14 protein-coding genes are annotated in these 17,000 nt (G+C 48.5%); 6 read left to right on the top strand and 8 right to left on the bottom strand.

All coding sequences use genetic code 11. From position 1 onward, the window contains the following. Positions 1–9 precede the first annotated feature (9 nt). The 4 genes from ACH0VJ_RS07305 to fbp all read right to left on the bottom strand — a co-directional run bounded on the left by ACH0VJ_RS07305 (position 10) and on the right by fbp (position 4,543). On the bottom strand, positions 10–1,218 hold the full coding sequence (locus ACH0VJ_RS07305) for an MFS transporter (protein ID WP_000203131.1): 1,209 nt from the start codon (positions 1,216–1,218) through the stop codon (positions 10–12). Next, positions 1,215–2,378: a metallo-dependent hydrolase gene (locus ACH0VJ_RS07300; protein WP_000977208.1), complete on the bottom strand. Its 1,164-nt coding sequence runs from the start codon at positions 2,376–2,378 to the stop codon at positions 1,215–1,217. The genes ACH0VJ_RS07305 and ACH0VJ_RS07300 overlap by 4 nt, the downstream gene beginning before the upstream one ends. Positions 2,379–2,787: 409 nt before the next feature. After that, positions 2,788–3,318, bottom strand: coding sequence for an inorganic diphosphatase (gene ppa / locus ACH0VJ_RS07295; RefSeq protein WP_000055079.1), 531 nt, complete (start codon positions 3,316–3,318; stop codon positions 2,788–2,790). Positions 3,319–3,544: 226 nt separating this feature from the next. Then, on the bottom strand, positions 3,545–4,543 hold the full coding sequence (gene fbp / locus ACH0VJ_RS07290) for a class 1 fructose-bisphosphatase (RefSeq protein ID WP_000853764.1): 999 nt from the start codon (positions 4,541–4,543) through the stop codon (positions 3,545–3,547). A 174-nt stretch (positions 4,544–4,717) separates the two neighbouring features. Here fbp and mpl point away from each other — a divergent pair, with 174 nt between their 5' ends. Continuing rightward, positions 4,718–6,097: a UDP-N-acetylmuramate:L-alanyl-gamma-D-glutamyl-meso-diaminopimelate ligase gene (gene mpl / locus ACH0VJ_RS07285; RefSeq protein WP_001219833.1), complete on the top strand. Its 1,380-nt coding sequence runs from the start codon at positions 4,718–4,720 to the stop codon at positions 6,095–6,097. 490 nt (positions 6,098–6,587) lie between these two features. Next, positions 6,588–7,421, top strand: coding sequence for a myo-inositol utilization transcriptional regulator IolR (gene iolR, locus ACH0VJ_RS07280; RefSeq protein ID WP_000033840.1), 834 nt, complete (start codon positions 6,588–6,590; stop codon positions 7,419–7,421). A gap of 49 nt (positions 7,422–7,470) precedes the next feature. Here the strand turns inward: iolR and iolT1 are convergent, their stop codons facing one another. Further along, a complete protein-coding gene (gene iolT1 / locus ACH0VJ_RS07275; protein WP_000107709.1) occupies positions 7,471–8,904 on the bottom strand; it encodes a myo-inositol import MFS transporter IolT1 in 1,434 nt (477 codons plus the stop codon). A 458-nt stretch (positions 8,905–9,362) separates the two neighbouring features. Here iolT1 and iolT2 point away from each other — a divergent pair, with 458 nt between their 5' ends. Further along, positions 9,363–10,799, top strand: coding sequence for a myo-inositol import MFS transporter IolT2 (gene iolT2, locus ACH0VJ_RS07270; protein ID WP_000083108.1), 1,437 nt, complete (start codon positions 9,363–9,365; stop codon positions 10,797–10,799). Between the two features lie 352 nt (positions 10,800–11,151). Here the strand turns inward: iolT2 and iolB are convergent, their stop codons facing one another. From iolB to ACH0VJ_RS07255, 3 genes are read right to left on the bottom strand one after another with little or no spacing between them, the layout of a single operon-like run. After that, the gene (gene iolB / locus ACH0VJ_RS07265) at positions 11,152–11,961 is read right to left on the bottom strand and encodes a 5-deoxy-glucuronate isomerase (protein ID WP_000002010.1); all 810 of its coding nucleotides are present in this window, start codon (positions 11,959–11,961) and stop codon (positions 11,152–11,154) included. 24 nt (positions 11,962–11,985) lie between these two features. Then, entirely contained in the window at positions 11,986–13,491 is a 1,506-nt protein-coding gene (iolA, locus tag ACH0VJ_RS07260) for a malonate-semialdehyde dehydrogenase IolA (protein WP_000450729.1), read from the bottom strand. 15 nt (positions 13,492–13,506) lie between these two features. After that, entirely contained in the window at positions 13,507–13,809 is a 303-nt protein-coding gene (locus ACH0VJ_RS07255; protein WP_071588223.1) for a hypothetical protein, read from the bottom strand. A gap of 122 nt (positions 13,810–13,931) precedes the next feature. Between ACH0VJ_RS07255 and reiD the strand changes: the two genes are divergently transcribed. From reiD to iolG1, 3 genes are all read left to right on the top strand, one after another. Then, positions 13,932–14,756: a myo-inositol utilization transcriptional regulator ReiD gene (reiD, locus tag ACH0VJ_RS07250; protein WP_000332219.1), complete on the top strand. Its 825-nt coding sequence runs from the start codon at positions 13,932–13,934 to the stop codon at positions 14,754–14,756. Positions 14,757–15,016: 260 nt separating this feature from the next. Then, positions 15,017–15,937, top strand: coding sequence for a myo-inosose-2 dehydratase (gene iolE, locus ACH0VJ_RS07245; RefSeq protein ID WP_012601329.1), 921 nt, complete (start codon positions 15,017–15,019; stop codon positions 15,935–15,937). A gap of 18 nt (positions 15,938–15,955) precedes the next feature. Beyond that, positions 15,956–16,966 carry an inositol 2-dehydrogenase IolG1 gene (gene iolG1, locus ACH0VJ_RS07240; protein ID WP_000172704.1) on the top strand — a complete coding sequence of 337 codons (1,011 nt, stop codon included), beginning with the start codon at positions 15,956–15,958 and terminating at the stop codon, positions 16,964–16,966. Positions 16,967–17,000: the final 34 nt, after the last annotated feature.

Below are 17,000 nucleotides of genomic sequence, written 5' to 3'. Positions count from 1 at the left end.
CTGATGGCGCTAGCGCCGGGCATGGTGAGCTCTTATTCTGCCGTAGATCAATAATGACGCGCCGCCCAGGATAACAATGCATCCGAGAACCATAAATCCCTGCATATAGCTGCCGGTTGTCCGGTAAAAATAGCCGACCATAAGGCCTGCCAACGTACCGCCGCCGCCGGCGCCGATGCCATTAATAATACCGGAGGCTGGGCCAATCGCATGGGGTTTAACGTTCGACTGGATAATCGACCAGATGTTGGGGGTAAAGCTGGCGGCATAATAACCCATCGCCAGGGTAATGAGCGTGATTTTAAAGCCCGGCGCATCGACAAATGGCAGGAGAAATAACATCACGCCGGGGATTAGTAGGCCCAGTGAAGCAATAAGTACACGTTTTTGTGTCTTATCACTGATCCATGAGATAGGGATTGCCAGTATAACCGCAGTCAGATAAGGCAGAGAACTGACCAATGCTTTACTGAATCCGGTATAGCCGAGAGAATTGACAACCATGGGGATCCATAACGTAATTCCCCAGAACAACATCCCTTGAGTGATGTAGGTAAAAATAAGGAGTAGGAAGGGGGTTCCGCCCAGCGATTCCAGGGTAAGTTTAGTTTTCTCTGTTGGCGCCGGCGCACGATAATAAGGCGCTTCTTCCTGTTTTTTCAGCATTGTTATATAAAGTGGAACCACAACAACAATGCCGATCACACCAGTGATAATAAAAACATTTCGCCAACCGAAGGCAGCATCCAGCGGGGACAAAATCATAAATCCCAGGCCTAATGCCAGGAACTGTCCATAATACTGGATAATGCTGTTCGCCTGCGTCCGTTCTTTGTCTGAAAACCAGTCGCTGGCGAAGCGGGACTGCTGCGGCCAATAAATGCCTTCGGTAATGCCAAGCACCAGCCGACAAATCAAAATAACGTACACTGACGAGGTAAATCCGACAAAAACGGTCGCAATCGACCAGATTAGCACCATCAGAATGACTATTTTTTTCGGATCGTATCGCTGGGTAAATACGCCGCCAAAAATATTTGAAAAGGCATAGCCAATAAGAAATATGGTTAATACAATGCTGGCCGTTGCGCCATCAATATTCAGGTCGTGTGTAATCGTAGGTAACGTAACGGAAAGATTAGAACGGTCAAGATAAGCAACAAAAAGGCCGAACATTAATGTCGCGCCGATCCGTAGCCATTTTTGCATTGAGGTCATTTTTCAACTCCGTTTGGCCGCGCGCCAAAATCAATTTGACGAAATAATATCTCACCGGATTTTATGGTCATTTGTGGTACCAGCACATGCGTCCCCGTGAGCGTTTCACCATGAATATCGGCAAATTCAACATGCCTGTTTTTTAATTTAAAGATGGCGATATCGGCAAATGCCCCAGGGGCCAGCGTACCAATTTCTGCTGCCATACCCATTAAAACTGCTGGGGTATGGGTACAGGCGTTAATGACATCGGTAAGCGCGACGCCGAGTGCTAAGTATTTCGATAAAATCCATGGTAAGGCGTAAACAGGCCAGGCGAGTTTAGTGATGGTTGAGAGATCGCTACTGATGATATCCGGAAGAAAGCCATTGGCGATGGCCCGGCGTGCCGTGTTCATTGAAAAATGGCTGCGACCATTGGCGGCATCAAATATAACGCCTCTTTCTCTTGCCTGACGGACTTCGGCTAAGACAGCGCCTTCATCAGTAAGAATGGTGCTACCTTTGCCGTGAAACGCATGAGCGATAATATCGCCGCGGCGTAGCAAGGAGACAAGTTCTTTCATGGGAACGACGGGATGAGTCGAGTGTATTGCCACGGGGCACCTTAAATCGTTGGCAATACGAAGGGATTCAGTCAGCGGTTTTAAGCCATATTCAGCAATGTCCTCAGTTTGAACCTTGAGTTTTAATCCCTGAAGAACGTTGCGATACTGACGAAACAGCGCGTGGATCTTATTTTCATCAATATTGTCAGGATCATAATTTTCTTGTGACCAGGTTTGGCCCGGCGGCGACACGGTCAAAAACGCTTTGATTCGAACTTTGCTGGCGCAAATCACCGTTCGGTAGAAGGCATCAAAGTTTGCCGTACCGGCAGAACCTGCATCCACGACGGTGGTGACGCCATTCGGCGGCATGTACATATCAGGCCTGACGCCGCCTTCCGTCGCGTCATAAAAAACATGCGCGTGATAATCGATAAGACCGGGAGTGACGATCATACCGTCGGCATGGATAATCCGGGTCTCCGAAGTTACAGGATATTTATCGGCATCAACGATAATATCGTTAATGATGCGTAAATTGTTAATCTCATTAATATTACGAGCGGGATCGATGATATGTCCACCGGTAATTAATATATCATTTTTCATCATAATCTCTTAAAATAGTAAATAATTATGGCAGCCCTTAAAAATATATTAAAAAGTGTGTTTTGAGCGGATGTTATGTTGGATTAAAAATACGGTTATTGGTAGGGAGAGCTTAGGATACCTTATTAAAAAGGTAATCGGGCCTATGCACTAAATAAGAATTTGGCGCTTGCTAATATTTAGGGCGTAAGTCCAGAGGAGTCTGCGGGCATTCACAAAACAATTATTATCTTAAGCTTTTTAGAGAAAATGTGAGCGTATTCAACCCTTTTTAATAAAAAATAAGGTAAAGTCTTATTCATTCCGTGAATGTTAAACTAATAATGATAAAAATTGTGTTCTATTCATTAGCCAATAAAAAGGCCCTCATTACTATGAGAGCCTTTATCTTGACGCTTATGTAAAAGCGAACTTATTTCTTCGCTGCGCGCTCGAAGGAGGCAACGATTTCCGCTTTAGCCGCTTCGGCGTTGTCCCAACCGTCAACTTTCACCCATTTGCCTTTTTCGAGATCTTTATAATGCTCGAAGAAATGAGTGATCTGCGCTTTCAGCAGTTCCGGCAGATCGTTCACATCTTTAATGTGATCATACTCTTTGCTCAGTTTGGTGTGCGGTACGGCAACCAGTTTCGCATCTTCACCGGATTCGTCGGTCATTTTCAGTACGCCAACCGGACGGCAACGGATGACGGCGCCTGGCTGCAGCGGGTACGGCGTCGGGACCAGAACGTCTACCGGGTCGCCGTCCAGAGACAGGGTATGGTTGATGTAACCGTAGTTGCACGGATAGAACATCGCGGTGGACATGAAGCGGTCAACGAACAGCGCGCCGCTCTCTTTGTCAACTTCGTATTTGATCGGATCTGCGTTAGCCGGGATCTCGATAACGACGTAGATATCTTCCGGCAGTTCTTTACCCGCCGGGACGTTGAGTAAGCTCATGTCTGTTTCCTTTGAATTTATGACAAACAAGTGGCGAGTATTATAGCCAACTCACGCCGAAAGTCTTCGCTTGTTTTCGTTTCCGCCTCATCTGGCGCGTCGTTGCGGAGCATGAACGCCAAAGGTTAAGAACCGGAAAAATCACGTGTCTGATAAGGCAACGCCGCCATCGGACATCTTATTGCCCAATGGCGGCTTCATGCGTTATTCCGCATGGTGGTAAAGATTACGCGTCCGGGTATTCGCGGATAAAGCGTTCCACATCGTCAACCATATGGCGGTTGCCGACGAAGAACGAGCGGCGCTGGTGCAGGCTTTCCGGAATGATATCCAGAATACGTTCTTTACCATCGCTTGCTTTGCCGCCGGCCTGTTCCGCGAGGAACGCCATCGGGTTGCACTCATACAGCAGACGCAGTTTCCCCTGCGGATGGCTGGCGGTGCTGGGGTAGAGATAGATGCCGCCTTTCAGCAGGTTGCGGTGGAAATCGGCCACCAGAGAGCCAATGTAACGTGAGGTATAAGGGCGACTTGTTGAACTATCCTCTTCCTGGCAGAATTTGATGTACTTCTTCACGCCATTCGGGAATTTAATGTAGTTGCCTTCGTTAATGGAGTAGGTTTTACCCTTTTCCGGGAAACGCATACGTTCCTGGCACAGACAGAACACGCCCAACGACGGATCGTAGGTGAAAGCGTGTACGCCGCAGCCGGTAGTGTAAACCAGCATGGTGGACGAGCCATACACGACATATCCCGCAGCGACCTGTTTGTTGCCGGGTTGCAGGAAATCTTCTTCGGTAACCGGCGTGCCGACGGGCGTCACTCGGCGATAAATCGAGAAAATCGTACCGACAGAGACGTTAACGTCGATGTTAGAAGAGCCATCCAGAGGGTCCATCAGCACCACATATTTCGCGTGTTCGCAGCCTTCAAAGACGACAATTTCGTCCTCTTCTTCCGATGCGATGCCCGCTACAATATCGCGCGCTTTTAGTGCAGCTTTCAGTTTCTCGTTCGCGAACAGATCGAGTTTCTGCTGAACCTCGCCCTGTACGTTCTCAGCACCGCTGGCACCCAGGATATCGACCAGACCGGCCTTGTTGATATCGCGGTGGATGATCTTGGCGCCCAATTTTATTGCCGACAGCAAAGCAGTGAGCTCACCGGTAGCCTGAGAGAACTCGTGCTGCTTTTCGACAATAAATTCACCTAACGTTTTCATAACACTTTCCCTGCAATTGATTGGAGTAAAGCGACCGTAACAATCTTAACAAACATTTCAGATGATGCGCTCAGGTGAATCGCGCCAGCAAAGTACAGATTTACCTGAAATGCGTTTCTCACTTGCCAGACATGTGCGTAAAATGGCTCGCAGATAAAAAAAGGATAGTGACGTATGCGCATTCATATTTTGGGAATTTGTGGCACTTTCATGGGGGGGCTGGCGATGCTGGCTCGCTCGCTTGGTCATGAAGTAACGGGTTCGGACGCCAATGTGTATCCGCCGATGAGTACCTTACTTGAGAAGCAAGGCATTGATCTGATCCAGGGTTATGACGCCAGCCAGCTTGATCCGCAGCCGGATCTGGTGATTATCGGCAATGCGATGACGCGCGGGAATCCGTGCGTGGAAGCGGTGCTGGAAAAAAACATTCCCTTTATGTCTGGTCCACAGTGGCTGCACGACTTTGTGTTGCGCGACCGCTGGGTACTGGCGGTCGCCGGTACCCACGGCAAAACCACGACCGCAGGCATGGCGACCTGGATACTGGAAGCGTGCGGGTACAAACCGGGCTTTGTGATTGGCGGCGTACCGGGCAACTTTGAGGTTTCCGCGCGCCTGGGCGAGAGCCCGTTCTTTGTTATCGAAGCGGATGAGTACGACTGCGCGTTCTTTGATAAACGTTCTAAATTTGTGCATTACTGCCCGCGGACGCTGATCCTCAACAACCTTGAGTTTGATCATGCCGACATCTTCGACGATCTGAAAGCGATCCAGAAGCAGTTCCACCATCTGGTGCGCATCGTGCCGGGGCAGGGGCGCATCATCTGGCCGGAAAACGACATCAACCTGAAACAGACCATGGCGCTGGGCTGCTGGAGCGAGCAGGAGCTGGTGGGCGAGCAGGGACACTGGCAGGCGAAGAAGCTGACTACGGATGCTTCCGAGTGGGAAGTGTGGCTGGACGGCGAAAAAGTCGGCGATGTGAAATGGGGCCTGGTCGGCGAACATAACATGCACAACGGGCTGATGGCGATTGCCGCCGCGCGCCACGTGGGCGTCGCGCCCGCAGAAGCGGCCAGCGCGCTGGGGTCATTTATTAACGCCCGCCGCCGTCTGGAACTGCGCGGTGAAGCGAACGGCGTGACGGTGTATGACGATTTTGCTCACCATCCGACGGCAATTCTGGCCACGCTGGCGGCGCTGCGCGGTAAAGTGGGCGGCACCGCGCGCATTATCGCAGTGCTGGAGCCGCGTTCTAACACGATGAAGATGGGGTTATGCAAGGATGACCTGGCACCGTCGTTAGGGCGTGCGGATGAAGTGTTCCTGCTGCAGCCGCCGCATATTCCGTGGCAAGTGGCGGAAGTCGCTGAAGCCTGCGTACAGCCTGCTCACTGGAGTGGAGATGTCGATACGCTGGCGGAAATGGTGGTGAAAACCGCACAGCCTGGCGATCACATCCTGGTGATGAGCAACGGCGGTTTCGGCGGCATCCATCAGAAATTGCTGGATGGGCTGGCGAAAAAAGCTCAGAACGTAACAGCGTATTAAATGACTATGCGGTCAGCCAGCCTTGTGGCTGGCTGTTTTATATGGGGCATCTTGCCATCGAAAGCGCATTCCGCTCGCCGGGAGACGTTAAAGCAATACTGAAAAATCATTTGCCGCTCAGTATTGAAAAAGAGTAGACGCATATCCTTAAAGTAATCAGTGTAATACACTAAGAGTGTTCCGCCGGTTGCCGTATGCGGGACGAAAAGAGCCAGTTCGCAATAACAGATGAAGGTTTCGTGATTTATAAACGTCATCTTCTGCCTTTCAACGTTTGCGATGCCGCCTGGCTGCGGGCATCGTCCAGTCATAACAATGCTGATCCTGTCGCATTTATGCGGTCAGATTCAGATTGCTCAGAACCCAGCCCGCCAGCAAATTCTGTACTGAAGGTAACCACAGCGCAATTTGAATGTTGTTAACTGTATGTTCAGTTCATTTGTGCTAATATGGTTATTTACGAAATTTTCGTTCTATTAGAGTATCATGCATGTCTAAACATCAAACTCAACTTTCCTTACTGCAGGATGATATCCGCAGTCGCTATGACAGCCTTAGCAAACGTCTTAAACAAGTTGCTCAGTATATTCTGGATAACAGTAATAGCGTTGCTTTTGACACGGTAGCTTCCATCGCGCAACATGCCGATGTTCCCCCTTCGACACTGATTCGTTTTGCTAATGCGTTTGGTTTTAGCGGATTTAATGAAATGAAACAGGTATTTCGCCAGCACCTGATGGAGGAAACTGTAAGCTATACCGAGCGGGCACGTCTGTTCAGACAGAAAAATGCGGATGAAGGGGAACCTACCCCGGAAAAGCCGGGTGAAATTCTGAAGCTATTTTCAATGGTGAATGCACAGGTATTACAACAATTACCGGTGCAGATTAAAAATGAGCAGTTGGATGCGGCGGTAAATCTGTTAGCGAAAGCCGACAATATTTATGTGATTGGATTACGTCGTTCGTTTAGCGTGGCCAGTTATTTAACCTACGCATTGCGTCATCTGGAGAGACGGGCATTTTTAATTGACGGTATTGGCGGAATGTTCTCTGAACAGCTAAGTATGGTCAGCCCCGACGATGTCGTTATTGCCATCAGCTACTCGCCTTACGCGCAGGAAGTGGTGGAATTAGTCGAGCTTGGCGCGAAACGCGGTGCGCACCATATTGCGATAACCGATAGCCAGGTTAGCCCGCTGGCAGCGTTCAGTGAAGTCTGTTTTGTGGTACGTGAAGCGCAGGTCGATGGTTTCCGTTCTCAGGTCGCGTCCATGTGTCTGGCGCAAACGTTAGCGGTTTCACTGGCGCTGGCGACGGAGTAAAAAACAAGCCGATGATCGTATTTAGCGATCATCGGCATTGTGGTGAAACTTAATCAGAATAACGTTCGGTTTGAATTGGCTGCAGTTTTTTCCTGCGTTTTGCTAACACTACGCTCTCCATTTTCTCCAGCGAAATGCCTTTTGTTTCCGGCAGGTAACGGCAGATAAAGAAGTAACTGAAGATGCAGCAGATGGCGAATATCCACATTGGAAATGCGCCGTGGAAATGCGAAAGTAAATACGGGTTTTCATTAATCATCGGGAAGAATTGCGAAACTAAAAAGTTTGCCATCCACATAAATCCGACCGAAATACTCATTCCCTGCGACCTCATCCGGTTAGGGAATATTTCAGAAATAAGCACCCATGCGCCCACGCCCCAGGAAAGCGCGTAGAAAATCATAAAGAACAGCATACCGAATAGCGCGAAATAACCGGTTGCCTGGCTGTACAGCGCCCATGAGGTGAGCAACAAGCCGATGATGCTGCCAATAGTGCCTTTACGCATCAGCGACAAACGCCCCATCTTATCCATAATCATTGCGCCAATAATGGAACCGATAAGCTGAATCACGCCGATCCAGATTGTCTGGAACAGGGCCTCCTGGGCGCTACCGGTCACATCCTTCAGGACGATTGGCGCGTAATACATCATGACGTTAACCCCTGTTACCTGTTGCAGCATAGCGATCATGCAGCCCAGAATCAGGATGAAACGCACGTTCCCGTCGCGGTAATTGAGTTTTTGATGGGCGTTTAGTTGGTCGTTTTGCAGTGAGGTTTTTATATCGGCAAGAAGATGTCTGGCATGTTCTTCGTTGGATATTTTGGTCAGTATTTTTAGCGTCTCCTCCTCGCGACCAATCATCATCATCCAGCGGGGAGATTCCGGGATTAAAAAGACTAAAATACAGAACAAAATGCAGGGAATAATACCCGCAGCAAACATATAGCGCCAGCCAAGTTCAATGAGCCAGGTATCCGCTGCAATCGATGCTATTTTGTAGTTAACGTAGAAGATCAGAATCTGACCGAAAACGATAGCGAACTGCTGCATACTTAATGCTCTGCCGCGCATGTTTTTCGGTGAGACTTCAGACATATACATCGGTGATACTGTTGCCGCCAGGCCGACTGCCAGTCCACCGATAATGCGATAAATCACAAAATGGGTGAACGTGTAGGAGAGGGAGGTGCCCACTGCGGAAATAGTGAATAACAGCGCTGAAACCATCAATGATTTCTTGCGTCCAAAACGTTTGGATAAATATCCGGCGCTAAACGAACCAATAACGCACCCCACCACAACGCAGGAAACCGCCCAGCCGGTCTCAGCAGGAGATAGATGAAAGTAGCTGGTCAGTGAACCAATCGCACCTGAAATAACAGCAGTATCGTAGCCAAATAATATTCCGCCCAGTGCGGCAATCGCGCAGATGCGTAATATGTAACCCGTATTATAACAACTATCTGATGTGGACATAGGTAGATTATCTCCAGAATAAACTTCATCTATCTGTTTGAATTTAGTGAACAAATAGACAAATTCATCTTATGTCGGTCATTGCCGTAGCGCTGCCGACGATCTTATAGCTATTGAGAACTCTCGTTTCACAACCTATGTTTTAATTTCAAAACGATCAATAATGAAACTTATGTTTTGTTATGGGTATCACATTTCGAATTTCATAATCCTGGCGTTTTTTATCGTTAAGATGCTGCGTTTTGCGCAGTGATCTTCTGTATCTTGATGAATTTACTTGATTTTATTGCTTTTGTGACAGTGCCTGAACTCAATTTGTCAGGGGCCGTACTTTTTGTTCTTTCCTGGAATATCTCCATTTCGTGATCTTTTGCATGGAATTTTTCTTCTAATGAATGCAAAAATAAAATGAAAAATTTCATTGGTGTGTTGTTTCCTCAACAGGCAAGGGAGGGATTATGTCTCAGAGAAGTAAGTACAATTCGGCCTATGTGTACGTCCTGTGTTGTATTGCGGCGCTGGCTGGATTGATGTTTGGTTATTCAACGGCGGTGATTACCGGAGTGGTATTGCCTTTACAGCAGTATTACCAACTGACGCCAACCGAGACCGGATGGGCCGTTTCCAGTATCGTGATTGGTTGTATCATCGGCGCGCTGGTCGGTGGAAAAATTGCCGATAAACTGGGGCGTAAACCTGCGCTTCTGATCATTGCGATCATTTTTATCGCTTCTTCCTTAGGGGCGGCGATGAGTGAATCGTTCATGATCTTCTCCCTTTCCCGCATTGTGTGTGGTTTTGCGGTTGGGATGGCCGGAACGGCATCCACCATGTATATGTCTGAACTGGCGCCTGCTGAAATTCGCGGCAAAGCGCTGGGCATTTACAATATCTCCGTGGTATCTGGCCAGGTTATCGTGTTTATAGTCAACTATCTGATAGCAAAAGGAATGCCTGCTGATGTGCTGGTTTCCCAGGGCTGGAAGACTATGCTTTTTGCCCAAGTGGTACCCTCCATTGCGATGTTAGCGATTACGCTTTTCCTACCCGAATCACCGGCATGGTGCGCCCGTAACAACCGCAGCGAAGCTCGTTCGATAAAGGTGCTTACCCGGATCTACAGTGGATTAACGGCCACAGATGTGGCCGCTATTTTTGACAGCATGAAAGAAACCGTACGTCCACAGGACAACGTCGCCGGGGGAGAACGCACCAACCTGAAAAGCTCGCCGGTGCTCCGCTATATTCTGTTGGTTGGATGCTGTATCGCCGTTTTGCAACAGTTCACAGGCGTTAACGTAATGAACTATTATGCGCCGCTGGTGTTGCAGAACAGCAGTACCGAAGTGGTTATGTTCCAGACCATTTTTATCGCGGTATGTAATGTGGTGGGCAGTTTTATCGGCATGATCCTGTTCGACCGCTATGGCCGTATACCGATTATGAAAATTGGTACCATCGGCTCAATTGTCGGCCTGTTGATCGCGTCATACGGTTTGTACACCCACGATACAGGCTACATTACCATCTTTGGCATCCTGTTTTTTATGCTGCTGTTTGCCGTCAGCTGGAGCGTTGGCGCATGGGTACTGATTTCTGAGGTTTTCCCTGAAAAGATAAAAGGTTTTGGGATGGGGCTGGCGGTGAGCCTGATGTGGATAGCCAACTTCCTCATCTCACTGTTGTTCCCGGTCATAAATGATAACGCCTGGCTGCAGGAGACCTTCGGCGGCGCTTTCTCGATGTGGATTTTTGTCGTCTTTAATTTGGTCTGCTATGTCTTTATTTCTCGTTATGTGCCGGAAACAAAAGGGGTGCCGCTAACAGAAATTGAACGGCTGGCCGAGAACAAGCTGCGTGAAATTCAGGGGAAACGTCGCGATGTAATAGCCTGATACCTCTCCAATATTAGCGGAGAATATCCAGAGATATTCTCCGCTGGTTACACAACCTTTACTCCCTCCAGCGAGTGCGCACAGGATATACCCTGTTGAAACCTCCCCAGTGTTTACCACCTCTACGTAACTAATTGATCCATAATAATATCGGCAAATAGGGTAAGTCTTCTTCTGCATCATTATTTTATTGCGTATTCCTGGTGGGGGCCGTGCCGTAAATACGCTATATACAAAACAGGGAAATAATTTAAGAGCAGGCGGATAGCGATCTTATGAGCGTGTGTGGCGCAGAGTTGAATAAAAAAGCCAGCCGCAGAGGACGGCTGGCAAAGTACCACTCAACGAAGTGTTATCGCGGGTAGTCTGGTGAGTTAATCCACGCGTGGTTCTCTTCCCAGGTGAAACGCCATTTTCGTAGCGGGCCGGCCATCACGTTCAGATAGTAGTTATCGTAACCCGCGATGGTGGCAACCGGGTGGTAGCCCTTAGGTACTTTCACTACATCCCGGTTATAGACCGCCATACATTCATCCAGGCTGCGATCGTCGGTGTAGACGCGCTGTAAGCAGAATCCCTGAGGTGGATTGAAACGGTGATAGTACGTCTCTTCCAGATAGGTCTCCTGGCCTTCAACTGCCGTATCGTGCTTGTGCGCGGGCCAGGAGCTGGTATCGCCTTCATTAGTGTACACTTCAACGACTAGCAGGCTGTCGGCGAGCTGGCTATCAGGAAGGATGTTATGCACCAGGCGCTGATTGCGCCCTTTTCCCCGATGCTCTACCCCGACCTCTTGTGGCGAGATCAGACGTACCGGAAGCTCTCCGAATCCCGGCGCGCTGCATACGGCCAGCTCAAGGTCGGTTTCGGCTGTCACTTTCGCCTCCGTATGATGGGGGAGGTAAACCGAATAAGCCGGAATGCGTTCAAACGGACTCATGCGCTGACCAATCCGATAGAAAAAACTGTCGGCGGCCTTAACGCTGGCCAGCCCGGCAACCAGCACCAGACAGCGTTCACGCTCATCGGACGGCAGGGTTATCGACTCTCCAGCCTTCAACTGCCAGACATCAAAACCGACATACTCCCAGCCTGCATTTTGAGGGGAAATGTGTTGGATATTTCCCGACTCAGAGGTACAGGTACTCAGCAAGTTGGCCATAATCTTCTCCTTCCTGAAAGCGTATTAACCGAGAGTCGGCATACTGAACTCCGATACGATCTGCTGTCCGTTCGGCCAACGCGAGGTAACGGTTTTCATCCGGGTATAGAAGCGCACGCCATCCGGCCCATGGACGTTCAGGGCGCCAAACACCGAGCGCTTCCAGCCGCCAAAAGAGTGAAATGCCATCGGAACCGGAACTGGAATATTAATACCGACCATCCCAGCTTCAACCGACTGGGCGAATTCGCGCGCATAGTGACCGTTGGTGGTGAAAATCACGCTGCCGTTGCCGAATTCATGGGAGTTTACCGTGCTAATGGCGGTGGCATAATCCGGGACGCGCACAATTCCGAGAACCGGGCCAAAAATTTCTTCACGCCAGATGGTCATCTCAGGCGTGACGTTATCAAACAGAGTGCCGCCGACATAAAAGCCTTCAGGATATCCCGCCACGCTATAGTTGCGGCCATCCATGACCAGAGTTGCTCCCTCGCTAACTCCTTTGTCGATGTAACCCAACACTTTCTGTTGATGAGCACGTGAAACAACCGGGCCCATTTCATTTTCATCTTTGCCGCGCAGCTCTCCCGGGCCGATACGTAGCGCCGCAATCAGCGGTTTCAGGCGTTCGATCAGACGGTCCGCCGTTTCATCGCCCACCGCGACCACTACCGGCAGCGCCATACAGCGTTCGCCCGCGGAACCAAATGCTCCGCCCATAATGGCGTTGACGGTGGCGTCCAGGTCTGCATCCGGCATGACGATTGCGTGATTTTTGGCGGCCCCGAAGGCCTGTACGCGTTTGCCATGGGCGCTGGCGGTGGTATAGATATGTTCCGCGACGGCGGAGGAACCGACAAAGCTGACGGCCTGTACGCGAGGGTCGCTGGTCAACAGGCTAGCCGCCTCATTGCCACAGTGAACAACGTTAAACACGCCGTCCGGCAGGCCAGCCTCCTGCAGAAGCTGCGCCATACGTAACGATGCGGACGGCACCAGTGCGGGCGGTTTCAGGACGAAGGTATTGCCGCAAGCCAGAGCAACCGGGAACATCCACATAGGCACCATTGCCGGGAAGTTAAACGGTGTGATGCCTGCCACAACCCCAAGCGGCTGCATTAATGAAAAGCTGTCAACGCCTGAGCCGACGTTAAAGGAGTACTCTCCTTTGCTGAGGTGCGGGATCCCGCAGGCAAATTCGACAACCTCTATGCCGCGCGTCAGTTCGCCAAGCGCATCTGACCAGACCTTGCCATGCTCGCTGACGATCAGCGCCGCCAGTTCGTCCCGATGCTTTTCCAGTAATACTTTGAATTCAAAAAGGATACGTGCCCGGCGTAGCGGAGTCATTTTACTCCATGCCGGAAAAGCCTCATGTGCGCTTTGAATTGCCGCCAGCATCTCCTCTCGGGTGCTCTGGGTGACCTGACGAATTACTTTACCGGTGGCCGGATTAGTCACCGGTAGCGTCTCGCCGCTGCTGCTCAGTGTCGTTTTACCATGAATAAAATTGCCGACTGTTTCCATCTCTTTTTTATCCTCTTAAACCGATGTTGACGACGTTCTGACTGAGCGGTCACAGGAAAGCCTGGTTATCTTCAGCCTAAAACGCATACCGTATTCAATGTAAATTTTAGGATTAAAAATTTCAAATTTATTTTTATGAAATTTTATTTTGAAAATTTGACGGCTGATTTTTATACGAGGGTATGTGCAGTAAGAAACCAAAAATCTAATTAACTTATTGATTTTTATTGTTTTTATTTGTTGCGGTATCAATGGTTGTCTGTTGTGACGAGGAAAGATTTGGAAAAAATTATGATCTATATAGCATTTTTGTTTCATTTGATGTGGTATAAAAATTCAAATTTCAGGGGTGTTTCGGCACCACAGTTTCGGATATTGGAGGGTAAATCATGCGCTTGTGCTTCTGTCCTTCAGAACGAGAGAATAAGGCTCAGCCCCAGTTGGCGTATGTGAGTCAGGTCAGTGAGAGCAATGGTCCGTTTGTCCGGTTCATGCATATGCACCCACAGACCGTTGAACTGATTCTTATCACCGAAGGAGACGGAGAGTATTTCATTGGCGATCGCATCTACCCGGTTCGTAAAGGCGACCTGGTCATTTATAACAGCCAGGTGGTGCATGATGAGTATCTGGAAAGCGGGCGGCCAATTGGCACTATTTGTTGTGGGATTAACAATATTTCGTGTCCGGGTCTACGTGAGAATGCGCTAATACCGGATGATATTGTGCCGGTTATTCCACTGTATCACCATTATGCGACGGTGGAAAAACTGATGAGCTCCGTGTTTACCGTTATTAATCAGCATGCGGTAGAAGGGCCAGCAATGGCGCAGCTATTGACCCAGGTAGTACTCAAATACATTGAGGGAAATGTCTTATTGCGCACAGGTAACGATGCCATACAGCGCCATGAAAATTTACTTGATTCAATAAAATCCTATATTGATCGCAATTTCTATGAGCCAATTCGGCTGGATACACTGGCGACGAAATTTAATGTCAGTCCTTATTATGTTTCCCATGAATTTAAACGCCGCTATGGTTATTCACCGATGGATTACCTGATAAAACGTAGGCTGGGGGAGGCGCAATCGTTACTAACCACGGATGAAGGCGGGCGCGAAAAGATCACCTCTATTGCCTATCGTGTTGGCTTTAGCAACCTTAGTCATTTTCAAAATTACTTCAAAAATAAAGTGGGGAAAACGCCCGGTCAATATCGCAAGGACTATCGTAAAGCTAATTATTTATTATTTGAATATTAATGCTTGCTAAAATTTAATCGTCATGAGAATGGTCGCAATACTGCGGCCATTTTTTTATTTGTCGGTATATTTTATGCGTTTATCTATAGCGCGAAAAGTCTGGCAATATCATTAAAGAGTGATGATTTTTTTGTGATACCTGACGCATTTATCCCACTTCTTCAACCAGGATAGATAAAGTTTTTCAGGCTACAAAAAGTAATATGTTGTCCATCAAAGGTTAATTTGCATCGCGGTATGCAGTAAAAGCGTTTCATTAAGTGGGAGCCAGCAACATGTACAATGTAAAAAAGAGCATTAAGTTGGGGATTGCGCCTATCGGTTGGCGCAATGATGATATTCCTGAGATTGGTAAAGAAAATACATATAAACAAATACTTAGTGATGCCGCGCTCACCGGTTTTTCCGGGACGGAAGTTGGCGGTTGTTATCCGCAGGATCCTGCTGAGTTAAATAAAGAGTTAATGCTTCGCGGACTGGAAATACCAGGCCAGTGGTTTTCTTCCTTTATTATTCGCGATGGTATTGCATCTGCGATGAATGCTTTTGAACAGCATTGTGCTTATTTGCAGGCAATACATGCATATGTCGCCGTTGTTTCTGAACAAACTTATAGTATTCAAGGCATTATCGATAAGTGCGTTTATACAGAGAAGCCTAACTTCAGCGACAGCGAATGGCAGCTTTTATGCGAAGGACTTAATGCGCTTGGGAAGATTGCCAATGCGCACGGGCTGAAGCTCGCTTTCCATCATCATATGGGCACCGGTGTGCAGACTCTGCCAGAAGTGGATCGACTCATGGAGAATACCGATCCGCAATTTGTACATCTGCTGTTTGATACCGGGCATATATATGTTTCTGACGGCGATGTCATGCCGCTACTGAGTAAACATTTTGATCGTATTAAACACGTTCATTTTAAAGATGTGCGTAATGAAAAACTCAAAGCATGTCGCCTCGCGAAGAAATCATTCCTCAATTCTTTCCTTGATGGTGTGTTTACCGTCCCCGGCGATGGAAATATTGATTTTAAATCCGTATTAGCTTATCTGGTCGGGCATCAATATTCTGGCTGGATTGTTGTTGAGGCCGAGCAGGATCCTAAGAAATATAACCCATTGGAATATGCGCAAAAAGGTAAAAAGCATATTGATGAGTTACTGAAAAATTATCTTTAATTGAAAAGGAAACAGAAAATGACTTTAAAAGCAGGTATTGTAGGTATCGGCATGATCGGCTCCGATCACTTAAGACGTCTGGCCAACACCGTGTCGGGTGTAGAGGTTGTTGCCGTATGTGATATCGTCGCGGGTAGGGCGCAGGCGGCGCTGGATAAGTATGCGATCGAAGCCAAAGATTATAATGACTATCACGATCTGATTAATGATAAAGACGTTGAAGTGGTCATCATTACCGCATCAAATGAGGCGCACGCCGATGTAGCCGTTGCCGCGCTAAATGCTAACAAATATGTTTTCTGTGAAAAACCGCTAGCGGTGACGGCTGCGGATTGTCAGCGTGTGATTGAAGCAGAGCAGAAAAATGGTAAGCGCATGGTGCAGATTGGTTTTATGCGCCGCTACGACAAAGGTTACGTTCAGCTGAAAAATATTATCGACAGCGGCGAAATCGGTCAGCCATTAATGGTTCATGGACGTCATTACAATGCCAGCACGGTGCCAGAATACAAAACGCCACAGGCTATCTATGAAACATTGATTCATGAAATTGACGTTATGCACTGGCTGCTTAACGAAGATTATAAAACCGTTAAGGTTTACTTCCCGCGTCAGTCCAGCCTGGTGACCACTCTGCGTGATCCGCAGCTGGTTGTAATGGAAACCACCTCCGGCATCAATATTGTGGTTGAAGTGTTTGTGAACTGCCAGTATGGCTATGACATTCACTGCGATGTTACCGGCGAGAAAGGAATGGCGGAGCTGCCAACCGTCGCCAGCGCCGCGGTACGGAAAGCGGCGAAGTATAGCACCGATATCCTGGTTGACTGGAAACAGCGCTTTATTGATGCCTACGACATTGAGTTCCAGGATTTCTTCGATCGCCTGAACGCAGGATTGCCGCCGGCAGGCCCAACGTCATGGGATGGTTATCTGGCTGCGGTTACCGCTGATGCCTGCGTGAAGTCTCAGGAAACAGGGAATACCGAGATTGTTGAATTACCCTCAAAACCTGATTTCTACAAATAAACCTTCCGCGTATTAAAACCTTCTGCCGGATAGC

This window comes from Salmonella sp. 2020_1459 (genome assembly GCF_043847915.1).
In the GTDB taxonomy this organism is placed as follows: Bacteria; Pseudomonadota; Gammaproteobacteria; order Enterobacterales; family Enterobacteriaceae; genus Salmonella; species Salmonella enterica.
The sequence above is the reverse complement of the archived record's forward strand: the minus strand, read 5'-3'. Positions and strand labels throughout refer to the sequence as shown.